Source organism: Streptococcus criceti HS-6 (assembly GCF_000187975.2).
Lineage (GTDB): Bacteria > Bacillota > Bacilli > Lactobacillales > Streptococcaceae > Streptococcus > Streptococcus criceti.
On record NZ_AEUV02000002.1, the window covers coordinates 665,404 to 686,904 of the forward strand.

Sequence of the window (21,501 nt, forward strand, 5' to 3'; positions counted from 1 at the left end):
GACTGTTTAACTACTCCGCAATTGTTAGCGTTCCTAATCAACTGTACGGAGATAGGACGACGAAGTCAATTTTTTATATAAATTGACTTTATAAATTGACTTCTGTCCCACTCTCATTTTTGTGCTAATCCAAATAGCCATGATTACGGTACCATTTGATGGTAGCTAACATTGTCTCTTCAACTGGGCGGAAATATCCTCCCAGTTCTTTTTTGTTTTAGTATGATCAAAGTGAGTGCGCTGGTATTCTTCGGCAAAGAGATCGACTAAATCTTTACTGACTAAAATGGGATTACCAGTTATTCGGTGATACACTTCATTCCAAATGGCAAAGGCCTGAAGCAAGGGGCGGGGAATCTGTCTTTTGGGGGCAGGAATTCCTGTGACTGTCTCTAGAGTATTCATTAGTTCCTTCATGGTCATGTATTGACCAGCAGCTAAATAGCGCTCGCCTTTGCGCCCATATTTTATAGCTCGAATATGGATATCGGCCACATCTCTAGCATCAACTACGCTATAGCTGGCTTTGATAATCCATGGGAGCTTCTGTTGCATATAATTTAAAATCATCTGGCCTGTAGAAGTTGGTCCCATATCACCAGGACCGTACATAGATCCCGGAAGCACAAAGGCTAAAAACAAATCGGGGTGTTCAGTGAGAAAATCTTTAGCGGCATTCTCACTGAGAATTTTACTGCGATAGTAGTCTATTTTGGTATCGGGACTGCGGGACATTGTCTCATCAATGAGCTGATTAGGCTGGCCTTTGAGGACAGCAATGGATGAGGTGTGCACCATTTGTCGAATTCCGGCATCATAGGCGGCTTGCAAAAGATTTTTTGTTCCTGTGATATTAGTATCATAGAGTTCTTGCCAGTGTTTGCCACCTTTATGGCTGTCACGAAAGAAGGCTGCCGTGTGAAAAAGGCTGTCGCAGTCAGATAAATAGGATTGGTAACTTTTAGGATTGAGAATATCTCCTTGAACAAAGTGAATGGGGAGATTTCTAAATTGTTTTTGTGCTTTATCCATTGACCTAACTAAAGCGGTAACGTGGATATTCTCTTTGAGTAAAGCGCGGACAAGGTTATTTCCCAAAAGCCCTGTTGCTCCAGTAACAAAGGCATGTTTGATAGTTCGGGATGGAATGGTTGTATTCATGTAAAAACTCCTCTTTAGGAAACATTAATTTAAGGACTTATTATTCAATTAGGTGTAGTTTAGTCTTTTGCTATTTTATTGTCAATAATTTACCTCAGCAACCATTTGAATAAGGGATTAATTTTAGAACTCTTAGTATGCCTTACAAAATTTTTATTCCAGCGGTGCCTTACGAAAAAAGTTAGAGAGTCGTTCAATGTGGTATGGTTAAGGTTGGTAGTGAAATGTCTTATTATGACAGATTGTTCTCTTTGGGGTGGAACAAGTGGACATTAGTTAATATCGTATAAAATAGAAGCAAAACAGAGGTAATTTTATCCTTCGAAATTGTCAGAAAATTTTGTCACTCATCTAAATCTATGGTAGAATAGGGAAGTGAATTTTTGGAAGGCAGGTCTTCAGTCGTGGGACGATTTCGTTTTAATCCTAAGGAATTTAAGCTAGGCATGCGGACTTTTAAAACTGGCTTGGCCGTTTTCTTGGTCTTGGCTCTTTTTTCTCTTTTGGGGTTTAAGGGTTTGCAGATTGGCAGTTTAACAGCTGTTTTTAGCCTCAGAGAGAATTTTGATAAAAGTATTCACTTTGGAACTTCTCGAATTGTTGGTAATACCATTGGCGGCGTCTATTCTTTGCTCTTTTTTGGTATTAGTGAACTTTTCCATCGTTCCTTGTGGGTGATGTTAGTCTTTGTTCCTATTTTTACCATGCTGACCATTATGACTAATGTGGCTATGAATAATAAAACGGGGATTATTGGGGCAGTAGCAGCTTTTCTAATTATTACCCTATCTATTCCAGAAGGAGATACCTTTATCTACACAATTGCTCGGATTTTTGAAACTTTTGTAGGTGTATTTATCGCAACCTTAGTCAATGCAGATATCGACCGAGTTCGTGAAAAATTTTTTACTAAGTCTTAAGGTTAGGTCTTATAAATCATTGATTTATGAGGCCTTTTGTTCAGTTCATTTTACAACGGGGGACTTTGCTTTCAATGTTAGAAAATGTAACATTTGACTTGACAGAGCCCCCTTTTCAGCCTATAATGGTTCGTGAAAGGAGTTTTTATGCGAGAAAAAGAGTTCAGACGTTCTCTAGCCGTTTTTCCCATTGGTTCGGTTATGAAACTGACCGATTTAACAGTCAGACAGATTCGCTATTATGAAGATCAAGGTCTTTTAACTCCTGATCGCAGTTCCAGCAACCGCCGTCTCTATTCCCTGAATGATATGGATGTCTTGCTAGAAATTAAAGACTTTTTGGATGAAGGATTGAATATTGCAGCTATCAAAAAAGAATATGCGAAACGTCAAGAGTCTGCTAATAACAAACAAAAGCCATTAACAGATGCCGATGTTCGGCGGATTTTGCAGGATGAGTTGCGCAATCAAGCGAGATTTACTTCACCTAAGTCCAACTTTGGCGGTTTCCGGATGTAGTTTCTGGTAATCCCATTCACTATTCTTACTCATAAAACTTGGGCAGGTTGGAAATTGCCCCTTACAACTTAGAAAGAGGAGGCCGTTATGGCAATCACAGTAGATGATATTCGTCGCGAAGTCAAAGAGAAAAATGTTACCTTTTTACGTTTAATGTTTTCGGATATTGCAGGGACTATGAAGAATGTTGAAATTCCTGCTACCGAAGAACAGCTTGATAAGGTTTTATCAAACAAGGCTATGTTTGACGGATCATCTATTGAAGGATTTGTACGGATTAACGAGTCTGATATGTATCTCTACCCAGATCTTGATACTTGGACTGTTTTCCCTTGGGGAGGAGAAAATGGTGCTGTTGCTGGGTTAATTTGTGATATCTATACGGCTCAAGGTGAGCCTTTTGCAGGAGACCCGCGAGGCAATTTGAAGCGTGCCCTACGTCACATGGAAGAAGTAGGATTTAAATCATTCAATCTAGGTCCAGAACCAGAATTTTTCCTCTTTAAAATGGATGAACTTGGTAATCCAACTTTGGAAGTGAATGATAAGGGTGGTTATTTTGACCTTGCTCCGACTGACTTAGCTGACAATACCCGTCGGGAAATTGTCAATGTTTTGACTAAGATGGGATTTGAAGTTGAAGCTAGTCACCATGAAGTGGCTGTTGGTCAGCATGAAATTGACTTCAAGTATAGCGATGTTCTCAAGGCTTGTGACCATATTCAAATCTTTAAATTGGTTGTTAAAACGATTGCTCGTAAGCATGGCCTCTATGCAACCTTCATGGCAAAACCTAAATTCGGTATCAATGGCTCAGGGATGCACTGTAATATGTCTCTCTTTGATGCTGAAGGTAATAATGCTTTCTTTGATCCTGACGATCCCCGTGGTATGCAGTTATCGCAAAATGCTTACTATTTTTTAGGTGGTTTGATGGAACATGCCTATAACTATACAGCTATTGTCAACCCAACTGTCAACTCTTATAAGCGTTTGGTACCTGGTTACGAAGCACCTGTATATATTGCTTGGGCTGGTCAAAATCGTTCTCCATTGATCCGTGTCCCTGCATCTCGTGGTAAGGGAACACGTTTGGAACTACGTTCGGTTGACCCTACAGCTAATCCTTATTTAGCTTTGGCGGTGCTGCTGGAGGCTGGTCTTGATGGTATTGAAAATAAGATTGAAGCCCCAGCTCCTGTTGAGTCTAATATCTATGTTATGACAGAAGACGAACGTAAGGCTGCCGGTATTCGTGATTTACCTTCAACTCTCCATAATGCCGTCAAGGCTCTGCAAGAGGATGAAGTAGTTAAAGCAGCTCTTGGTAATCATATCTATCCTAACTTTGTTGAAGCAAAGCGGATGGAATGGGCTAGCTATGCAGCTTTTGTTTCTCAATGGGAAGTTGAGAACTATTTAGATTTGTATTAAGTCTTGCCTGAAGTTGAGGCTGTCAGATAAAAAATAAAGTAAGGAGCCTGATGACTTGTCAGGTTCTTTTTATTATGGCTTCAGACAGTTTTTCCCTCTGATAAAAACAAGAAAACCACCGGCTAAACTAGTGTCTTATAAGGCTTCTAGCTTCCATTATTTGGCGAATGCTAGACTTAAAATTTTCTCTTTGTGTCAATTTGATTAAAAAATTAACAATCCAAGTGAAATTTGTCACCAGAATAATCAAGGATTTTAATTTTGAGTTAATGGACTTGTTATTTTTTCTTGTTAAACTGGAAACACAGTAAAAGAATCCTAAGTAAATTTATTGATTAGGATTTTTATTATGAACATAAGGGGAATTAAGATGAATAAAAAATTATCAACTGTAAGTTTATTTGTTGCCGCGACAGTTTTAGTGGGTTTGGCAGGTCAAGTTGCTCAAGCTGAAACCTACACGATTCAAAATGGAGATAGCTTCTTTTCTATCGCTAGCAATCAAGGGATGGATCCTTATCAATTGGCAGCCAATAATGGAATGACCATTTCAAGCACAATTTTACCTGGTCAAACCATTGAAGTTGATGGTTCTACTCAGGCAGCTGCACCAGCTCAAGAAGCTGCACCGGTTGCTGAAGCCCCTGCTGATCAAGGACAGGCTGCGGCTCCAGCCTTGGATACGGCAGTAAATACTTATCCTACAGGTCAATGTACTTGGGGAGTAAAACAGGTTACTGGCTGGGCCGGTGACTGGTGGGGTAATGGTGGTGATTGGGCTGCCAGCGCTGCTAGTGATGGATATACAGTCGGCTCTACTCCACAGGTTGGCTCTATTATTTGCTGGTCTGATGGTGGTTACGGTCACGTTGCCTATGTCACAGACGTCAACGACCAAGGTCAAATCCAAGTTTTGGAATCCAACTACAAGGATAATCCAGAAATTAGTAACTACCGTGGTTGGTTCGATCCTAATAATAGCGTAACTCCAGGCCAAGTTAGCTATATTTACCCTAATTCATAATCAAACAGAGTAAACGAAGCCTTCCTATTTTTGGGAGGCTTTTTCTTTATGTCATTTAATCTGTCTCCATCTAACCCCTGCTAGGTATGAGATAATAAGCCACCATTTGGCGGAGCCATAATTACAGATTAGATGAAAAGTTATACTTAGAAAAGAGGAAAATAAAAAGGAGCTAAAGCTCCCTTTTTCTACTTATCGTTATTTTTGTCTGGCGTTAGAATCATTGGAATAATGATTGGTTCACGTTCGGTTTGCTCGTAGAGGAAGGGCCTTAGGGCATTGACGATAGCTCCATTAACACTTTGGATACTAGCCTCCTTATTTTTCAAGGCAATCCGAATAGCATTGAAGAGGATACGTTGGCCTTGGCGAATCAGATCACCTGATTCACGCATATAGACGAAACCACGGCTAAGAATATCTGGCCCTGCTAAAATCATCTTGGTTTTAAAATCAACGGTAGCAACTGCTAAAACGACCCCATCTTCTGAGAGATCCCGGCGATCCCGCAGGACAGCAGTACCAATATCACCGATACCATTGCCATCAACGTAGATATCCTGAGCATTGAAGTGCCCGGCGCGACGAGCAGAATCTTTAGTCAGGGCGAGGACATCTCCATTTTCCATGATAAAAATATTATCTTTGGGGATACCCGTATCTTCGGCCAGTCCCGCATGGACCTTTTGCATTCGATACTCACCGTGGACGGGCATAAAGAATTTGGGCTTAATCAGGCGGAGCATGAGTTTTTGTTCTTGTTGGCCACCGTGTCCAGAAGTATGGATATTATTAATCTTACCATGGATAACATCAACGCCAGCCTCCTGGATAGTATTAATCAGCTTGTTGACGCTGGTTGTATTGCCTGGAATGGGACTGGATGAGAAAATAACCGTATCCCCAGGTTGTAAGGTAACTTGCCGGTGGGTACCATTGGCAATCCGAGCTAGGGCAGCCATGGATTCCCCTTGACTTCCTGTACACATAATCATGATTTCGCTGGCGTGATAATCTTTGAGTTCATTAGGTTCAATAAAGGTTCCGTCAGGCACTTTAATGTAGCCAAGCTCAATCCCATTGACAATAGCTTTTTCCATAGAGCGACCGAAAACAACAATCTTACGGCCATTCTTAACAGCAGCTTCTGCAGCCTGCTGCAAGCGGAAAATGTTGGAGGCGAAGGAAGCGAAGATAATTCGACCGTGGATGTCTCCGATAATTTTCATGATGGACTGACCAACAACTTTTTCTGAGTTAGTAAAAGTTGGAATCTCCGCATTGGTTGAGTCTGATAGCAGGCAGAGGACTCCGTCGTCACCGATGGCAGCCATACGGTGAAGATCAGCTGGTTGACCAACAGGCGTAAAATCAAACTTGAAGTCACCGGTACAGACGATTTTTCCTTGTGGTGTGTGGATGACAATTCCTAGAGGTTCTGGAATTGAGTGGGTTGTCCGGAAGAAGGTGACACTGAGATTTTTGAAGGTCAATTTAGTGTTATCATTGATTTCATAAAGTTTAGCGTCGCGCAGGAGGCCATGCTCTTCTAACTTTCCGCGAATGAGAGCTAGGGCCAATGGACCAGCATAGATAGGAATATTAGCCTGCTTGAGCAGGAAAGGGATTCCTCCAATATGGTCTTCATGTCCGTGGGTGATAACTAAGGCTTTAATCCGAGCAACGTTTTCAACGATATAGGAATAGTCGGGAATAACATAGTCGATACCAAGAAGGTCATCTTCTGGGAACTTGATACCGGCATCGACGATGATGATTTCATCTTGGTATTCGATACCATAGGTATTTTTACCAATTTCCCCCAGTCCGCCTATAGCATAAACTCCGACTTCTTCGGGTTTTAAATTGATAGCTGACATATTAGAACTCCGTTAGACTAAAGGCACCTGATTCTTTTTCATAGTCTAGGTGTTTATCAGATAATAATTCAATAAATTCAATATTGTAGTTTGTTTTTTCTTCAATTACTTTTCGAGCCTTGATTCGACCTTCAAGTTCATCTTTGGCGTTAATATCCAGATAAAGGGCTTGAGTGGTTTCGCGTCTTGGGCTACGGTCCTTAGTTTCTTGATAAAAAACTTTATAAATCATGGTTTTCCTTTCTGAGTTGTCAGGTATTTCTAAAAGATTCAAATCAAAAAAGCCTTGTCGTGCCAGTTTGATTATTTTCTATTAAATTATACTGAGTAGTAGTTTGACCTGAACATTTATAGCTATCGAAATTATATCATAAAAAAGGGGATTAGTAAAAAGGAATCAATCTTGTCGGGGAGACTGAGGTGTCAAGGACTATATTTTATGATAAAATAAGAAGGAATTTGACGAGAGGGAAATCATGAAATTATTAGCTTTTGACACATCCAATCAGCCCTTGTCAGTGGCGCTTTTGGAAGATGATAAAATCGTGGCGGACTTGACCTTGACGGTTAAAAAGAACCACAGTATCAGCTTGATGCCGACTATTGATTTTTTGGTAGCTCAAGCAGGTTGGCAACCCAGTGATTTGGAGCGGATTGTCGTGGCTCAAGGGCCTGGATCCTATACTGGGCTAAGAGTAGCGGTAGCGACTGCTAAAACCTTGGCCTATAGCTTAGGGATTGATTTGGTTGGAATGTCTAGTTTACAGGCTTTATGTGATCTGGAAGTGGGCGGTCTAGTTATCCCTTTAATTGATGCTAGACGACAGAATGTCTACGTCGGTTTTTATGAGGCTGGACAAATCGTTTCCCCAGAGCGGCATGCTAGTTTGGCAGACGTCTTGGACTTTGCCAAGTCTTATCCTCAAGTAACCTTTGTTGGTGAAGCAGAGAAGTTTCGTCCAGAAATTGAAGAAGTTCTGCCTCAAGCCCAGATTGTTGAAACCTTGCCATCGGCTAGCTTGCTAGGGCATTTGGGTCGAAGTCAGTCAGCGGTAGATGTCCATGCCTTTGTACCAAATTATCTCAAACGAGTTGAGGCGGAAGAAAATTGGCTTAAAACCCATCAAGAAAATAATTCTGATAATTATATCAAGCGCGTCTAAAATGAAAGAGAAAGAATTAGCTCAGTCTATTTATGATATTCTAGCGGATGTCTATGGCCAGTCCCCTTGGACCTTGGCTCAGGTACAAGCGGATTTAGCTCAGGACAATACCGATTATTTTTATGCTTATGAAGGGCATGAAATTGTTGGTTTTTTATCCATTCAGAATCTGGTTGGTCAATTAGAAATTACTAATCTGGCTGTTAAGAAAGCCTACCAAGGTCAAGGATTGGCCAGTCGGTTATTGCAGAAGTTAGAAGGCCGATCAGAAGACATCTTTTTGGAAGTTAGGGCCTCAAATCAGTCCGCCAAAAGGCTCTATGAAAAGTTTAACTTTAGCTGCTTGGCTAAACGCAAGGCCTATTATCATAATCCAATCGAAGATGCTCTGATCATGCAACGGGCTGCTAAGAAATAAGGAAGATTGAGTCTGGCAAATTGGCTATTATGAGGTTGAATAATGACGAAAGATAGATATATATTGGCGATTGAGTCTTCTTGTGATGAGACTAGTGTCGCCGTTTTAAAAAACAATTCGGAGCTTTTGAGCAATATTATTGCCAGTCAGGTTGAGAGCCATAAACGCTTCGGTGGTGTGGTGCCAGAAGTGGCCAGTCGTCATCATGTTGAGGTGGTGACACTCTGTATTCAGGATGCTCTGAATGAGTCTGGGATTGGGGTTCAGCAACTGGATGCTGTGGCTGTGACCTATGGTCCTGGACTCGTTGGGGCTCTTTTGGTTGGGATGGCTGCAGCCAAGGCCTTTGCCTGGGCCAATGGTCTCCCGCTTATTCCTATTAACCACATGACAGGTCACCTGATGGCAGCTAGGGAAGCGGGTGCCTTGACCTATCCGCTCTTGGCGCTCTTGGTCTCAGGCGGCCATACTGAGTTAGTCTATGTCAAAGAACCAGGTGATTACAAAATTGTTGGGGAAACCAGAGATGATGCGGTTGGCGAGGCCTATGATAAGGTCGGTCGGGTCATGGGGCTGACCTATCCTGCGGGTAAGGAAATTGATAACTTAGCTCACAAAGGACAGGATATCTACGATTTCCCTAGGGCTATGATTAAGGAAGATAACCTAGATTTTTCTTTTTCGGGTCTCAAATCAGCCTTTATTAACCTGTATCACAATGCTCAACAAAAAGGTCAAGCCCTAAAAAGCACTGACTTGTCTGCTTCCTTTCAAGCAGCGGTTTTGGATATTTTGCTGGCTAAGACTAAGAGGGCCCTCGAGCTTTATCCAGTCAAGACCTTGGTCGTAGCTGGCGGTGTAGCGGCCAATCATGGTCTCAGGGAGCGCTTGGCTGAGGAAGTAGCTGATCAAGTTGAGGTACGAATTCCGCCGCTCCGCCTCTGTGGTGACAATGCTGGGATGATTGCTTTGGCAGCAGCCATTGAGTTTAAGAAGGGACATTTTGCCAATCTGGATCTCAATGCTAAGCCGAGTTTGGCTTTTGAAAGCCTAGCTGACTAGCTTTCTATCCCAAGTTATCTTTACTGTAAGCCGGAGATTTAATTGAGAATTCAGATTTCCCAGACTTCTTGTCTTGGGTTTTTTCCTCTGCTATAATAATAGAATATTCTAAAAATTGAAAGAAGTCTTGATATGCAAGAAAAGGGATTTAAAGCCGGGGCTAAAGATGCTTTGCCGACAGCTTTAGGTTATATATCGATAGGGATTGCATTTGGGGTAGTGGCAGCTTCGGCAGGTCTGTCAGCCTTAGAAGTCGGTCTGATGAGCCTTCTCATTTATGGAGGTTCAGCTCAGTTTGCTATGGTGGCCATGATTGTTTCAGGAGCTGATTTGTTGACGATTACCCTGACTGTCTTTCTGGTTAATCTGCGAAATATGCTGATGAGCCTGCATGCTACAACTATCTTTACTAAGACTCCCTTTTTGCAGAATATTCTCATGGCTACTCTAATTACCGATGAAAGCTATGGCGTTCTCTTGGGAGAACAGGTTCACAATAAAGCTATTACAGCGGCCTGGATGCATGGTAATAATGTAGTTGGCTACCTAGTCTGGTTTTCGGCGACAGTTATTGGAACTCTAGTGGGCAATCTTATACCTAGTCCGCAAGCCATGGGGCTGGATTTTGCCTTGATTGCAATGTTTCTGGGACTCTTGGTCTTCCAGCTGGAGTCCATGATTTCGCAAGGAGTCAAAAAGCTCTGCTTGATTTTATTAGCTGTGGCGGCTAGTTACCTGCTCTTGGCGACCGTCTTGACTTCGTCTTTGGTAGTTTTGCTGGCAACCTTCATCGGCTGTAGCCTGGGGGTGATTTTAGATGGCAAACACTAGTTTTATTTTACTAGCTATCGTTCTGGGGTTTGTTGTGACTTGGATTCCTCGAGTGCTTCCATTTGTTTTAGTCAAATATCGGGGGCTACCTGATGTGGTCGTTCATTTTTTGAAATACCTGCCAGTTACCATTCTCTTTGCTTTGACCTTATCCAGCCTTTTTACCAGCAAGGTGGGGCAACTACCTAGGTTAAATGGTTTGGAGGGACTAGCCAGTTTGCCCACTCTACTGGTCGCTATTCGGACAAAAAATCTTCTCTATACTGTTTTGACAGGTATTATCAGTCTGGCTTTCTTGCGTTTGGTTTTTTAGAAGGACCAAGCTGTGGTAAAATAGGGACAAGAAAGTGAGGCTCAAATGGTTTTATCTAAGAAACGTGCCAGAAAGGTAATTGAGGCGATTATTGCCCTCTACCCTGATGCCAAACCCAGTTTAAATTTTGCCAATCATTTTGAATTGTTGGTGGCAGTCATGCTGTCCGCCCAAACAACGGATGCTGCAGTTAATACGGTGACACCGGCCCTCTTTGAGGCTTATCCAACTCCTGAGACTATGGCAGAAGCCAGCGAAGCTGATTTAGCCCAATGTATTTCTCGCTTAGGACTCTATCGTAACAAAGCCAAGTACTTAAAAAAATGCGCTCAGCAATTAGTCGAAGACTTCGCTGGTCAGGTTCCGCAAACGAGAAAAGAATTGGAGAGCCTAGCAGGTGTCGGTCGTAAGACGGCTAATGTGGTTATGAGCGTTGGTTTCGGTATTCCGGCCTTCGCAGTTGATACTCATGTGGAGCGAATTTGTAAACACCATGATATTGTGAAGAAGTCTGCCAGTCCTCTGGAAGTAGAAAAACGGGTGATGGAAGTTCTTCCGAAAGGGGAGTGGCTGCCAGCTCATCAGGCCATGATTCTTTTTGGACGTGAAATTTGCCATCCTAAGAATCCAGAATGTCATAATTATCCGCAGCTCTACGATTTTTCTGATAGTTAAGTTCTTAAACGGCTAGGTCCAGTTGATTATTAGTGTCGAGCTGTATGGTATGGAAAGGAAATTTATGTTACATTTTGAAAACGACTATAATGAAGGGGTCCATCCCAAGCTTTTGGAGGTCTTGACCAAGACTAATACTGAAAATCTAGCAGGGTACGGCCTTGACTCCTATACGGAGAGGGCCAGTCAGAAAATCAAAGAGGCCTGTCAGACTCCCAACGCTCAGGTCTTCTTTTTGACGGGCGGAACTCAGACCAATCAGGTGGTCATTGATACGATGCTGGCACCTTATGAAGGAGTCTTGGCGGCAGAAACAGGGCACATTGCTGCTCATGAAGCTGGAGCAATTGAATATATTGGTCACAAGGTATCAACCCTGCCGCACAAAAATGGAAAGCTAACTGCTGGGGATGTTAAAGAGTCGCTGGAGAATTTTTATGCTGATGATAATCATGAGCATATGGTTTATCCTGGTATGGTCTATATTTCTCATCCGACCGAATACGGTGCCCTTTACAGCAAGAAAGAGTTGGCGGAGCTTGCTCAAGTCTGCCGTTCTTATGCCATTCCCTTATTTTTAGATGGGGCTAGACTGGGTTATGGTTTAGCAGCGAAGGATACAGACCTTGATTTACCTACGATTGCTGAGCTGACAGATGTCTTCTATATTGGCGGAACCAAGATGGGTGCTCTAATAGGCGAGGCGGTCGTCTTTACACATGGAAATATGCCTAAGCGCTTTAATACTATGGTCAAGCAGCACGGTGCTCTCTTGGCTAAGGGGCGGATCTTGGGGATCCAGTTTGATCAATTCTTTACGGATAATCTCTATGAAGAAATTGGTAAAGGAGCTCTTCGTTTGGCTGAACAGCTCAAGGGAATTTTAAAAGATAAGGGCTATTCTTTCTTTTATGAATCGCCGACCAATCAACAATTTGTTATTGTTGAAAACGGCCAGCTAGAAATATTGGGGGAAAAGTTGGCCTACAGTTCTTGGGAAAAATATGATGATAACCATACGGTAATTCGTCTAGCAACAAGCTGGTCCACGACTCAGGAAGATATCGATCAATTAAAAGAAATTTTATAGAAAAGAGTGGCTGATTGAGTCACTCTTTTTAAATCTTAAATAATAAGGCTTGTACCAAAAATAGATAAGAAAAAAGCAGCCGCTAGGGCTGCAAAGGGTTTGAATAAGAAGAATTGTAAGATAATTATAACCAAAGTCACTGAAATCATACTTAAGAAAAACTGTTAGAAAACTTAATACTATACTTGTTTGGGGAAGCGGCAATAATTTCTTCTAATAATGAGGACTGCCAGCTACCCAGCCGGTACAGAGAGCGGCAGTGATATTAAAACCACCGGTGTGGGCATTGATATCCAAGACTTCGCCAGCAAAGTGCAAACCTGAAACTGTTTTGCTTTCAAGGGTTTTGGGATTGATTTCCTTGAGGTCTACTCCACCCTTGGTCACAAAGGATTTAGCCAGAGACATCTTACCAGTGATTTTAATAGGCAGAGACTTGATTTTTTTGATGAGCTCAGCTTTTTCTTGTGGAGTCAGCTGTTTGACTCTTTCAGGGAAATGCTGGGTGAGGAAGTCAGCCAAACGTTCTGGCAGTAAGGTTTTTAAAGCGTTCCTGACAGATTTTTCCCGCTCTTGTTCGAGCAAGGTTGCCAGCTCATCAGCTGTCAGCTTGGGTAAGAGGTCAAGATGAGCGACTTCGCCCCCTGAAACGAAGCTGGACAGCCTTTGGGCAGCGGGCCCAGATAGGCCAAAATGGGTAAAGAGCAGGTCGTGGGTGATCTTGTGTTTGTCATAAGTTAAGGTCACATCATCCAGAGAAATGCCTTGCAGGGCTTTGTGGGGAAAGTCGGTTAGCAGAGGACTCTCAGCGGCTTCTAAGGGAGTGACTGTCATCTTAAAGTGACGGGCAATCTCATGTCCGAACCCAGTAGAACCGGTTGAGGGGTAAGACTTGCCTCCTGTTGTGACAATCAATTTTTGGCAAGTGAAGGTCCGATCAGCAGATTTGAGGACAAAAATCTCACCTTGTTTTTTAACCGAAACTACTTCTGTTTGGGTTAAAATCTGGCCGCCCAGTTCCCCGATTTTATTTTCTAAGGTTTGAATGATGGTGTGAGATTTATCAGTTGTTGGAAACATACGGCCATGGTCTTCTTCTTTGAGAGGGACCCCATTATCCTCGAAAAAATTGATGATATCATGATTATCAAATTGGGATAAGACACTATAGAGGAAACGGCCATTACCGGGGATTCCAGCCATGAGGTCATCCAGACTGCCGCTGTTCGTAACATTGCAGCGACCGCCACCAGTTCCCGCTAATTTTTTCCCCAGACGTTTATTCTTTTCAATGAGGAGGGTAGAGAATCCGTAAGAGCAAGAAGCAATAGCTGCCATCATGCCTGCAGGACCTCCACCGATAATTATGGTATCAAATGCAGTTTTTGTCATGACTTTATTATAGCATAAGGGGAGGTAGGTTAGGAATCAATGTAAAAACTGACTCAGATTTCACTAGGTTTTCTTCAACTGGTATCGTCTGGCACTATTAATGGATAAACTGGCTGGATTTTCGGATGACTAGCTTCGTTAATGACAACCGTAGACATCCTTTGGCATTCTTGTCTAATTGACAGTCAAAGCCTATTATGATACTATTTTAGAAGAAATTTCGGATAAAAAGAGGACTTTATGGCTATTGAAAAAACAGTCAGTGAATTAGCTGAAATTCTTGGTGTCAGTCGCCAAGCGGTCAACAATCGTGTGAAATCTTTACCAGAAGAATTTGTTGGAAAAAATGAAAAGGGTGTGACGGTTGTCAACCGCGATGGCCTCATTAAGCTGGAAGAAATATATAAGAAAACGATTTTTGAAGATGAGCCGGTCAGTGAGGAAACTAAGCAGCGAGAACTGATGGAAATTCTGGTGGATGAGAAGAATGCTGAGATTGAACGTCTCTATAACCAACTTAAGGCTAAGGATATTCAGCTATCTTCTATGAATGAGCAACTCAATATCAAGGATGTGCAGATTGCAGAAAAAGATAAGCAATTGGATCAACAGCAACAGCTAACCCTAACGGCTATGCAGGATAGTGAAAATCTTAAATTGGAGTTGGATGAAGCTCGTACTCAGGTTGAAGAGATTCAAATTCAGCAGGCTCGTGCACAGAAGAAGGGCTTTTTTGCTCGGGTGTTCGGCGGTAAGTAATTGAAAATACAGAGGAAGCTGGGTAAGAACTCGTCCAATCTCCCTGTTTTGGAATAAACTCTTAGCGCATTGGCTGGGAGCAAGACTTGTTGACTATGCCAAGCAGTCTTACCCTGCACAGTTGATTAGGCTGGCTGCTCTCACTTGCGTGATAGTTAAACAGTCCAGTGGACTGTTTAGGGGGTTGCCTGACAATGGGACTGAGGACTACCAATCAACCACTGCGTCAATCTGGTCAATCTAGAACAATATTAACAAGTCTAGACTTTTGTCCCAGACTCCATTGCTGGCCAAGGCCAAAGCGGAAAACCTAAACCAACGTGATGAACCTTCTTAATTTTATTTCCGACCTCAAAAGATCTCCCGGACCTTTTGAGGTGTGCGGGGGTGGGAATGCAGCCCAAAATTTTCAATTTTTGGGTTGCTCCCACTCCCTTTTTGATTGGAAAGGATATACCATGGAAAAATTAGATACTTATATTGCTTTTGATCTAGAATTTAATACAGTTGAGGGAGTCAGCCATATTATCCAAATTTCAGCTGTTAAGTTTGACAAGCATGAAGAAGCGGCACAGTTCGATAGCTATGTCTATTCGTCTGTCCCCTTGCAGAGTTTTATTAATGGCTTGACAGGAATTACAGCGGATAAAATTTCACAAGCCCCAAAGATTGATCAGGTACTGGATGCTTTCAAGTCCTTTATTGGGGACACACCACTTATTGGCTACAATGCTCACAAGTCTGATCTCCCGATTTTAGCTGAAAATGGTCTTGGTTTAGCTACACAATATAAGCTAGACATCTTTGATGAAGCTTATGAGCGCCGTTCGACTGATTTAAACGGTATCGTCAACCTTAAATTAACAAGTGTAGCTGACTTTTTAGGAATCAAGGGGCGTGGGCATGATAGCTTAGAGGATGCTCGAATGACGGCGCGTGTTTACGAAGCCTTTTTAGAACTGGACAGTAACAAAGATTACCTTAATCAGCAGGAGGAAGCGCATGGTGACAATCCGTTTGCAGCTTTGGGGGATTTATTTGATTAATAGCAAAAATTGTCAAAAAAGTGATGTTTTGGCTTGCATGTAACGCAGCGTCATTTGCTAGGATATAGGAGAACAGGGGGTGAATGGAAGGAAAGTTCAGCTTGGCTTGATCCGTGGTCGCCCTTTGTATCTTAGTAACTTAAACACGGGCCTAATTTCCTGTCGGAGATTTTCGTCCAGCGAACTAGCCCTTTGTATCTTATATAAGGAGATGAAAGAGATGTCTCAGACTTATTCGACTGGTGAATTAGCTAAGCTGGTTGGTGTTTCGGTGCGGACCGTGCAATATTATGATCAACGTGGCATTTTGAAACCGTCGCAATTAACTGAAGGTGGGCGTCGCATCTACACAGAACATGATGCTGAACGGCTCAAACTGATTTATTTTCTAAGGGAGATGGATTTTTCCATTGAAGATATTAAAAAGGTTTTGGCTGAAGATAATGTCAGTCAGATCTTGCAGATGCTGTTAAACGACCGTATTACAGAGCTAAAGGCAGAAATCAGCGATAGACAGGGCAAGCTTGACACTGCTGTCAATTTGCTTGACAGGCTTAAGAAGCAGGGTAATCAGTCCCTTAAATCTCTTTCAGGCCTTTCACTAACCTTGAAAAATCAAAAACACTGGCGTCGATTGCAATGGCAATTAGGGGGCAGTCTAATGCTGATGATGGTAGTTACCATTGCCTGTGCGAGTTTTATTGATGGTAGCCACTATGAATGGACGATTCTGCTTGCTTTACCAGTCGTTTTTTTCATCGTGACAGGATTAATATACCGGTATTATCGACGCGTCGTTTATCTATGCCCGAACTGTCATCAAATATTTAATGTTTCGCTTAAAGCCTTTGTTTTCGCTTCGCATACGCCGAGGACACGAAAACTAATCTGCCCTCATTGTCAGCAAAAATCGTTTTGCTTAGAATTGGCTAAGGAGGTTGACTGATGGTAGAAACGATTTTAACCTGTAAACAGATTGTGAAACACTTTAAAACAAAGTCAGTCTTAAAAGGGGTTGACCTAACGATTAGAGCTGGTCGCATTCTTGCCCTGTTAGGTCCTAATGGGACAGGGAAGACAACCTTAATACGGACAATCTTAGGGTTATTAAAAGCAGATAGTGGAACGGTTGAACTGTTTGGAGAAACGCTGACAACAAGGAATCGTACTGACTTATTAAAGCATATTGGGGTTCAAAATGATGGCAACCTCTACGAGCAGCTATCGGTCAAAGAAAATTTAAGAATCTGGGGTCAGCTTTATGGTCTTGATGCTTCTGATATTGAACAAGCGATCAGTGAAGTGGTAAGATGTCTGGATTTAGTAGCTTATCTCAATGAACCTGTTGGGAAACTCAGTAAAGGAAATCGCCAGAAAGCTGCCCTAGCCAGAGCCATTTTACATCAGCCAAAGCTTTTGATTTTGGATGAGCCTACTACAGGCTTAGATCCGCAAATGGTAGAATCCTTCCTCAGTTATTTAAAGGAACTCGTTGCCAGTCGTGGAACGACTGTTCTGATGTGTACACACCAGCTACACGGCTTAGAGGAGATAGTAGATGAGGTGGCTATTATGTCAGAAGGAAAGATTTTATTAGCTGGGGACTTGCAACCCCTACTAGCTAGTTATGATGATGGGCAGCCCTTGCACTTGGAAGTGGAACCATTAGCAATAGGGAAGACACTAGCTCAACTATATGGTGAAGCATCTGCTGAAAAGGGCTATCTCCTTGTTAAAAACATCACACGTCAGGGGATTCCTAACCTAGTGCGAGATTTGACGACTCAAGGCTGTCAACTCTATAGCCTAGTCCGTGAATCTGTTAGTTTAACCGACCTTTATTTAGAGGTCATAGGAGGTGCAAAAGATGAATAAGAGACAAATTCTAGTAATTGTCCGTAAGGATTTGCAGGATTTTTTCTCAGATAAGAGTATTCTAGGGCTTTTTATTTTTCTCCCTCTACTCTTTAGCCTTATCCTTCCCGGATTATTGTTATCGCTTGGAACCAACGAAGCTCTCCTTAGCTCTATCAATGGCATGAAGAGTTTCGTTGATCATCTCCCCTTGGACATCCTTCCCAAAACCATTGATAGTCAGTTAGTAGCACTTTATGCCATCTTGGTATTTTTTATGCTTCCTCTTTTTATGATGCTACCGATTATTTTTTCCAATTTGATGGCTAGTTTTAGCTTTATTGGAGAAAAGGAACATAAGACCTTGGAAGGCTTGCTCAGCACCCCTATCAGTACCCGTAATCTTATTATTGGGAAAATGCTAGCCTCTATGATTCCAGCTATTTTAGTGACTTGGCTGGCCATGCTCGTTTATGCTGTGGTTGTCGATGTGATGGGCTATCATATCTTTAAGCAGTTGCTTTTTCCTAATATGACTTGGTTAATGAGCGGGCTCTTGGTTTCTCCTTTGCTTGTGATGTTATCGAGTTTTTTGGTCTTAGGGGTCTCCCAGTATATCAAAACCAGCAAGTCAGCTCAGTCAGTTTCTATGTTATTGGTTCTGCCCTTAGTGACTCTAATGATTTCACAAAGTACAGGTGTGATGTTAATTGGTGTTGATCTAATGTTGATAATCGTAGGAATTTTAGCCGTATTAAATGGACTTGCCTTTTATATCCTCACTAAGATTTTTAATATGGAGATCTATATTACTCAATAAAATCGTATATAGTATAAAAAATCGCTTGGAAGCTCCCAACGATTTTTTATTATGGTTTCAGCCAGTTTTTCTCAGAGAGAAAAACAAGAAAACCACCAGCTAGGCTGGTGGCTGATAAGGATTCTAGCTTCCAATTATTAAAACGGCAATTTACCAGCAAAAGCTCCCATTGATTTCTTAGTTGCTTCATCAATTTGAGTCAGCGCATCATTGACTGCTTGAGCAGTCATGTCAGATAGGGTTTCAAGATCTTCTGGATCCACGACGGCTTCTTGGAAGTCAATAGAGACTAATTTTTTATCCCCTGTGAAGGTAGCTACAACGAGGTCTTGAGCAGATTTTCCAACAAATTCTTGAGCAGCGAGCTCATCTTGTTTTTGTTCCATCTGTTTTTGCAGCTTTTGGGCTTGCTTCATCATGTTTTGCATATTCATCATAATATTTTTTAGATTCCTTTCGTATCAAGGGGTTAGACCCTGTTTGTAAATTTTCGTTGCCTTATTTTGCCTTATGGTTAAAAATTTTCAAAAGCAGAGGCAATCTCTTTTTGTTGGGTTGGAAATAAATGTGAGTAAACATTTATAGTAGTGTTTATAGAACTATGTCCTAAGCGTTTCATCAAGGTAAAGAAGATATAATCTCTCCCCTCGCCGTTTCGTAAGCCTTGTGAAATAAGAAAGGCTGCATGAGAGTGTCTGAAATCATGATTGCGAATTAACTTGAGATTATCAGGCATTCTCCTTTTTAGGATTACTCTAAAATTTGAAATATTGGGACCTGTGAGAACCTCAGGACTTGTTTGAAAAATTTGAAGATTATCTGAGTCATCTGTAAATTCACCTAATAAATCAAACTGTTTTGCCTTCCATAATTTCAATTCTTCTATAAAGGCATTGTGAATATAAATTCTACGATTTGATTGAGTTGTTTTTACAGTGCCGATATGAACTTGTCCATTACGGTAATAAGCCGAGTATTTAATATCAATATATTTTTCGTCAAGATTAACCTGTTTCCAAGTTAAAGCTAATGCTTCTCCTATACGAATTCCGGTATACATCAATATTCTGTAAAAGAGTTGATATTGGTATTCTGTTTTTTTAAAGAGTGAGTCGAATTGTTTGAATTGTTCAGGCGTATAGTAATTCATTTCTTTATATGGTTGAGGCAATTGCCGCAAACCATCACAGGGATTATCTATACGAAGCTGATTAGAAACTGCAACATCAAACATTTTATGAAGAAAAACCATTTGTTGATTGATGTGAGTATTAGATAGAGTTCCCCCTTTTGCACTTGGTTGGCTCTTAAGCCAATTTCTATAATCCTTAATATCAGCAATAGATACTGCTCGCATATTTGCAGTTTTAAAATATTTTGAGATATATACTCGGAAATAGGATTCTTGACTATCAATTGTACCCCGTTTATTGCCACGAAGTTCATCTTCTTCTCGAACCAGTGAATACAAATAGTCTACACTGATTTTATCTTGATATCCTACTTTATGAAGTTTATTGATTCGATAGTCTGCCTCATATCTTTCTGCCTCTTTGCGTGATTTGAAATCTGTTTTTCTATGACGTTTTTGTTTCCCTGTTACAGGATCATAACCGTCACTAATATCTACCCTCCATTTCTTATTTCTTTGTCTTGTTACTGTCATTTGAAACTCCTTTTTCAAAAACAGTATCTTCCTGCACACTATCAATTATACCATCTTTAAGTGAGAGCTCAAAACCTAGAATTTGTTCAATTGATTTTCTAGGGACACGACCAACTCTCTTATTATTATAAAAAGAAAAACCATGCTTTACTAGATCTTCTTTTGCCATTCGTATAATTTTTTTTGCTTGAGATTCTGGGTAGCCTGTTAATGTGATAATCTCTTCTTTTGATAATAAATCGATCATAATTTTCTCCTCATATATTATTTTATAGTTGCTTTTTTTAGACTAAGTCCACGGTTCTTTTGTGTCTTTAAGCTCGTGTTGATACTTATTAAGCCAACTCAAATGGTCTTTGTTTGGCTTGAATGTATGTTTGTAAATCCGGTAAAAATGGTCTAGTAATTTTTGTGAACTTCCCTGTCCATAGATTTGGTCAACTTTCCACAAAAGTGCTAACAAACCAGAGCCTCTTATAAGATATTGAATACTTTTTTCTAAGCTATTATTAGTGATTTTTGATGTAGTAAAAGAAAATGCACCAATTTCAAGTTGCTCTAACATTAACTTTGATATTTTATGAAGTTTATTAGATTTAGTATAGAAAAATAGATATTTATTAAGAATAGCTGATAGTATAATATTTTTGGCTTCGTTATCTGATTGACAATCAAAAAGAGCTAAGGTTAACTGGTGTGCAAATTTGCCTTTAAACTCAACTTCAAATCGAATCCAACTCTCTACCTTTTTATTTATATTGCGTTCTTGCAATTCTCTTTTTTTATCATAAATACGTACTAGAGCTTTACTGTTGTTCGAACGAGATCCAACGTAGATTGTTTCTGTCTTAAAGTTTTTAGAAATATCATTGATTTGAGATGTGTTTCTGGGATATGGCTTTTTTAAGTTATCCTCTTGTATATTTTCAGGGCTTATTTTGTCAGAGTTTTTGTATTTTCCGTACCTAAGTTCTGTCCGTCCGCTTTCTAGGGAACGCTTTAGCTTTGAGATATTGATTTTTTCGTTGATAAAATCAACACAAATATCTATTCGACTCAATCTTATATTGAGAGAAGAAAATTGTAGCTCTTGTAATAAAGTGTGGACATTAATAGATTTGCCAAACTTTTCTTGAAAGGCTTGTTGATAGTTATCCCATGCTTTAGCTGAGAAATATATGATGATCCCCATTTGTGGATTATCAGGATGATATGCAATTGATAACTGGAAGGTCTCATTGTCTATATTGAAACCGATTGTGTATCCCCGCGATAATTTTACGTTCTCATCAGTAAAACTATATAATTCAGAAAGTTTGCTTAGGTGCAGTAATTTTTGAATATTTTTTTGGGCTCGTTCCTTCCAAAATGTATGTTCGTTCTGAGAATTATTATCAAATACAACTACAGTAACTTGATCAACTTTTATGTCTATCATAAGTATCTCCTTTTTAAAATTTTTAATTAATTGTAA

The 21,501-nt window shown here is 40.8% G+C and carries 23 protein-coding genes and 1 pseudogene; 16 read left to right on the forward strand and 8 right to left on the reverse strand.

What is annotated here, in order from left to right; all coding sequences use genetic code 11:
• Positions 1–124: 124 nt before the first annotated feature.
• Positions 125–1,161, reverse strand: a pseudogene (locus tag STRCR_RS03310) (SDR family oxidoreductase).
• Between the two features lie 446 nt (positions 1,162–1,607).
• Between STRCR_RS03310 and STRCR_RS03315 the strand changes: the two are divergent.
• The 4 genes from STRCR_RS03315 to STRCR_RS03330 all read left to right on the forward strand — a co-directional run bounded on the left by STRCR_RS03315 (position 1,608) and on the right by STRCR_RS03330 (position 5,058).
• On the forward strand, positions 1,608–2,081 hold the full coding sequence (locus STRCR_RS03315) for an FUSC family protein (protein ID WP_004228668.1): 474 nt from the start codon (positions 1,608–1,610) through the stop codon (positions 2,079–2,081).
• Between the two features lie 147 nt (positions 2,082–2,228).
• On the forward strand, positions 2,229–2,600 hold the full coding sequence (locus STRCR_RS03320; protein ID WP_004225767.1) for a MerR family transcriptional regulator: 372 nt from the start codon (positions 2,229–2,231) through the stop codon (positions 2,598–2,600).
• An 87-nt stretch (positions 2,601–2,687) separates the two neighbouring features.
• Positions 2,688–4,034, forward strand: coding sequence for a type I glutamate--ammonia ligase (glnA, locus tag STRCR_RS03325; RefSeq protein ID WP_004227961.1), 1,347 nt, complete (start codon positions 2,688–2,690; stop codon positions 4,032–4,034).
• Positions 4,035–4,404: 370 nt separating this feature from the next.
• Positions 4,405–5,058 carry a COG3942 and LysM peptidoglycan-binding domain-containing protein gene (locus STRCR_RS03330; RefSeq protein ID WP_004229398.1) on the forward strand — a complete coding sequence of 218 codons (654 nt, stop codon included), beginning with the start codon at positions 4,405–4,407 and terminating at the stop codon, positions 5,056–5,058.
• Between the two features lie 188 nt (positions 5,059–5,246).
• On the opposite strand, the gene rnjA is transcribed toward STRCR_RS03330, so the two are convergent.
• Together rnjA and STRCR_RS03340 are read right to left on the reverse strand one after the other, a co-directional pair.
• Positions 5,247–6,938, reverse strand: coding sequence for a ribonuclease J1 (rnjA, locus tag STRCR_RS03335; protein WP_004230068.1), 1,692 nt, complete (start codon positions 6,936–6,938; stop codon positions 5,247–5,249).
• Between the two features lies 1 nt (position 6,939).
• On the reverse strand, positions 6,940–7,170 hold the full coding sequence (locus STRCR_RS03340) for a DNA-dependent RNA polymerase subunit epsilon (RefSeq protein WP_004226615.1): 231 nt from the start codon (positions 7,168–7,170) through the stop codon (positions 6,940–6,942).
• A gap of 244 nt (positions 7,171–7,414) precedes the next feature.
• Between STRCR_RS03340 and tsaB the strand changes: the two genes are divergently transcribed.
• The 7 genes from tsaB (at position 7,415) to STRCR_RS03375 (ending at position 12,490) form a co-directional block, all read left to right on the forward strand.
• A complete protein-coding gene (gene tsaB, locus STRCR_RS03345) occupies positions 7,415–8,101 on the forward strand; it encodes a tRNA (adenosine(37)-N6)-threonylcarbamoyltransferase complex dimerization subunit type 1 TsaB (RefSeq protein WP_004229335.1) in 687 nt (228 codons plus the stop codon).
• 1 nt (position 8,102) lies between these two features.
• A complete protein-coding gene (gene rimI / locus STRCR_RS03350) occupies positions 8,103–8,519 on the forward strand; it encodes a ribosomal protein S18-alanine N-acetyltransferase (protein WP_004228123.1) in 417 nt (138 codons plus the stop codon).
• Positions 8,520–8,561: 42 nt separating this feature from the next.
• Positions 8,562–9,581, forward strand: a complete 1,020-nt coding sequence (tsaD, locus tag STRCR_RS03355) for a tRNA (adenosine(37)-N6)-threonylcarbamoyltransferase complex transferase subunit TsaD (protein WP_004226419.1) — start codon at positions 8,562–8,564, stop codon at positions 9,579–9,581.
• A 132-nt stretch (positions 9,582–9,713) separates the two neighbouring features.
• The gene (locus STRCR_RS03360) at positions 9,714–10,412 is read left to right on the forward strand and encodes an AzlC family ABC transporter permease (RefSeq protein WP_004225274.1); all 699 of its coding nucleotides are present in this window, start codon (positions 9,714–9,716) and stop codon (positions 10,410–10,412) included.
• Positions 10,399–10,725 (forward strand): AzlD domain-containing protein, encoded by a 327-nt coding sequence (locus tag STRCR_RS03365; RefSeq protein WP_004226030.1) that lies wholly within the window; start codon positions 10,399–10,401, stop codon positions 10,723–10,725. Before STRCR_RS03360 ends, STRCR_RS03365 begins: the two co-directional genes overlap by 14 nt.
• Positions 10,726–10,770: 45 nt before the next feature.
• Positions 10,771–11,400 (forward strand): endonuclease III, encoded by a 630-nt coding sequence (gene nth / locus STRCR_RS03370; RefSeq protein WP_004226724.1) that lies wholly within the window; start codon positions 10,771–10,773, stop codon positions 11,398–11,400.
• Between the two features lie 64 nt (positions 11,401–11,464).
• A complete protein-coding gene (locus STRCR_RS03375) occupies positions 11,465–12,490 on the forward strand; it encodes a threonine aldolase family protein (RefSeq protein ID WP_004228525.1) in 1,026 nt (341 codons plus the stop codon).
• 213 nt (positions 12,491–12,703) lie between these two features.
• Here the strand turns inward: STRCR_RS03375 and aao are convergent, their stop codons facing one another.
• The gene (gene aao / locus STRCR_RS03380) at positions 12,704–13,882 is read right to left on the reverse strand and encodes an aminoacetone oxidase (protein WP_004226305.1); all 1,179 of its coding nucleotides are present in this window, start codon (positions 13,880–13,882) and stop codon (positions 12,704–12,706) included.
• 240 nt (positions 13,883–14,122) lie between these two features.
• On the opposite strand from aao, the gene STRCR_RS03385 reads away from it, so the two are divergent.
• From STRCR_RS03385 to STRCR_RS03405, 5 genes are all read left to right on the forward strand, one after another.
• Entirely contained in the window at positions 14,123–14,641 is a 519-nt protein-coding gene (locus STRCR_RS03385) for a DUF536 domain-containing protein (protein ID WP_004227408.1), read from the forward strand.
• 458 nt (positions 14,642–15,099) lie between these two features.
• Positions 15,100–15,687: a 3'-5' exonuclease gene (locus STRCR_RS03390; RefSeq protein ID WP_004226538.1), complete on the forward strand. Its 588-nt coding sequence runs from the start codon at positions 15,100–15,102 to the stop codon at positions 15,685–15,687.
• Between the two features lie 220 nt (positions 15,688–15,907).
• Positions 15,908–16,633 carry a MerR family transcriptional regulator gene (locus tag STRCR_RS03395; protein ID WP_004227670.1) on the forward strand — a complete coding sequence of 242 codons (726 nt, stop codon included), beginning with the start codon at positions 15,908–15,910 and terminating at the stop codon, positions 16,631–16,633.
• Positions 16,633–17,562 carry an ABC transporter ATP-binding protein gene (locus STRCR_RS03400; protein WP_004229717.1) on the forward strand — a complete coding sequence of 310 codons (930 nt, stop codon included), beginning with the start codon at positions 16,633–16,635 and terminating at the stop codon, positions 17,560–17,562. The genes STRCR_RS03395 and STRCR_RS03400 overlap by 1 nt, the downstream gene beginning before the upstream one ends.
• Positions 17,555–18,361 carry an ABC transporter permease subunit gene (locus STRCR_RS03405; RefSeq protein WP_004225732.1) on the forward strand — a complete coding sequence of 269 codons (807 nt, stop codon included), beginning with the start codon at positions 17,555–17,557 and terminating at the stop codon, positions 18,359–18,361. The genes STRCR_RS03400 and STRCR_RS03405 overlap by 8 nt, the downstream gene beginning before the upstream one ends.
• 137 nt (positions 18,362–18,498) lie before the next feature.
• On the opposite strand, the gene STRCR_RS03410 is transcribed toward STRCR_RS03405, so the two are convergent.
• The 4 genes from STRCR_RS03410 to STRCR_RS11305 form a co-directional block, all read right to left on the reverse strand.
• Positions 18,499–18,798, reverse strand: coding sequence for a YbaB/EbfC family nucleoid-associated protein (locus tag STRCR_RS03410; RefSeq protein WP_004227498.1), 300 nt, complete (start codon positions 18,796–18,798; stop codon positions 18,499–18,501).
• Between the two features lie 77 nt (positions 18,799–18,875).
• On the reverse strand, positions 18,876–20,027 hold the full coding sequence (locus STRCR_RS03415) for a site-specific integrase (RefSeq protein WP_004225247.1): 1,152 nt from the start codon (positions 20,025–20,027) through the stop codon (positions 18,876–18,878).
• Entirely contained in the window at positions 20,002–20,274 is a 273-nt protein-coding gene (locus tag STRCR_RS03420) for a DUF3173 family protein (RefSeq protein WP_004228815.1), read from the reverse strand. The genes STRCR_RS03415 and STRCR_RS03420 overlap by 26 nt, the downstream gene beginning before the upstream one ends.
• Positions 20,275–20,316: 42 nt before the next feature.
• Positions 20,317–21,465, reverse strand: a complete 1,149-nt coding sequence (locus STRCR_RS11305) for a replication initiation factor domain-containing protein (RefSeq protein WP_004227653.1) — start codon at positions 21,463–21,465, stop codon at positions 20,317–20,319.
• Positions 21,466–21,501: the final 36 nt, after the last annotated feature.

What these genes read in the sequence shown, in the direction of transcription:
- rnjA (WP_004230068.1), bottom strand. Translation starts at nt 6,938, where the DNA reads ATGTCAGCTATCAATTTAAAACCCGAAGAAGTCGGAGTTTATGCTATA.
- STRCR_RS03385 (WP_004227408.1), top strand. Translation starts at nt 14,123, where the DNA reads ATGGCTATTGAAAAAACAGTCAGTGAATTAGCTGAAATTCTTGGTGTC.
- STRCR_RS03365 (WP_004226030.1), top strand. Translation starts at nt 10,399, where the DNA reads ATGGCAAACACTAGTTTTATTTTACTAGCTATCGTTCTGGGGTTTGTT.
- aao (WP_004226305.1), bottom strand. Translation starts at nt 13,882, where the DNA reads ATGACAAAAACTGCATTTGATACCATAATTATCGGTGGAGGTCCTGCA.
- STRCR_RS03410 (WP_004227498.1), bottom strand. Translation starts at nt 18,798, where the DNA reads ATGATGAATATGCAAAACATGATGAAGCAAGCCCAAAAGCTGCAAAAA.
- STRCR_RS03320 (WP_004225767.1), top strand. Translation starts at nt 2,229, where the DNA reads ATGCGAGAAAAAGAGTTCAGACGTTCTCTAGCCGTTTTTCCCATTGGT.
- STRCR_RS03395 (WP_004227670.1), top strand. Translation starts at nt 15,908, where the DNA reads ATGTCTCAGACTTATTCGACTGGTGAATTAGCTAAGCTGGTTGGTGTT.
- STRCR_RS03340 (WP_004226615.1), bottom strand. Translation starts at nt 7,170, where the DNA reads ATGATTTATAAAGTTTTTTATCAAGAAACTAAGGACCGTAGCCCAAGA.
- STRCR_RS11305 (WP_004227653.1), bottom strand. Translation starts at nt 21,465, where the DNA reads ATGATAGACATAAAAGTTGATCAAGTTACTGTAGTTGTATTTGATAAT.
- STRCR_RS03390 (WP_004226538.1), top strand. Translation starts at nt 15,100, where the DNA reads ATGGAAAAATTAGATACTTATATTGCTTTTGATCTAGAATTTAATACA.
- STRCR_RS03375 (WP_004228525.1), top strand. Translation starts at nt 11,465, where the DNA reads ATGTTACATTTTGAAAACGACTATAATGAAGGGGTCCATCCCAAGCTT.
- rimI (WP_004228123.1), top strand. Translation starts at nt 8,103, where the DNA reads ATGAAAGAGAAAGAATTAGCTCAGTCTATTTATGATATTCTAGCGGAT.
- tsaD (WP_004226419.1), top strand. Translation starts at nt 8,562, where the DNA reads ATGACGAAAGATAGATATATATTGGCGATTGAGTCTTCTTGTGATGAG.
- STRCR_RS03405 (WP_004225732.1), top strand. Translation starts at nt 17,555, where the DNA reads ATGAATAAGAGACAAATTCTAGTAATTGTCCGTAAGGATTTGCAGGAT.
- STRCR_RS03400 (WP_004229717.1), top strand. Translation starts at nt 16,633, where the DNA reads ATGGTAGAAACGATTTTAACCTGTAAACAGATTGTGAAACACTTTAAA.
- STRCR_RS03330 (WP_004229398.1), top strand. Translation starts at nt 4,405, where the DNA reads ATGAATAAAAAATTATCAACTGTAAGTTTATTTGTTGCCGCGACAGTT.
- STRCR_RS03315 (WP_004228668.1), top strand. Translation starts at nt 1,608, where the DNA reads ATGCGGACTTTTAAAACTGGCTTGGCCGTTTTCTTGGTCTTGGCTCTT.
- tsaB (WP_004229335.1), top strand. Translation starts at nt 7,415, where the DNA reads ATGAAATTATTAGCTTTTGACACATCCAATCAGCCCTTGTCAGTGGCG.
- STRCR_RS03420 (WP_004228815.1), bottom strand. Translation starts at nt 20,274, where the DNA reads ATGATCGATTTATTATCAAAAGAAGAGATTATCACATTAACAGGCTAC.
- glnA (WP_004227961.1), top strand. Translation starts at nt 2,688, where the DNA reads ATGGCAATCACAGTAGATGATATTCGTCGCGAAGTCAAAGAGAAAAAT.
- nth (WP_004226724.1), top strand. Translation starts at nt 10,771, where the DNA reads ATGGTTTTATCTAAGAAACGTGCCAGAAAGGTAATTGAGGCGATTATT.
- STRCR_RS03415 (WP_004225247.1), bottom strand. Translation starts at nt 20,027, where the DNA reads ATGACAGTAACAAGACAAAGAAATAAGAAATGGAGGGTAGATATTAGT.
- STRCR_RS03360 (WP_004225274.1), top strand. Translation starts at nt 9,714, where the DNA reads ATGCAAGAAAAGGGATTTAAAGCCGGGGCTAAAGATGCTTTGCCGACA.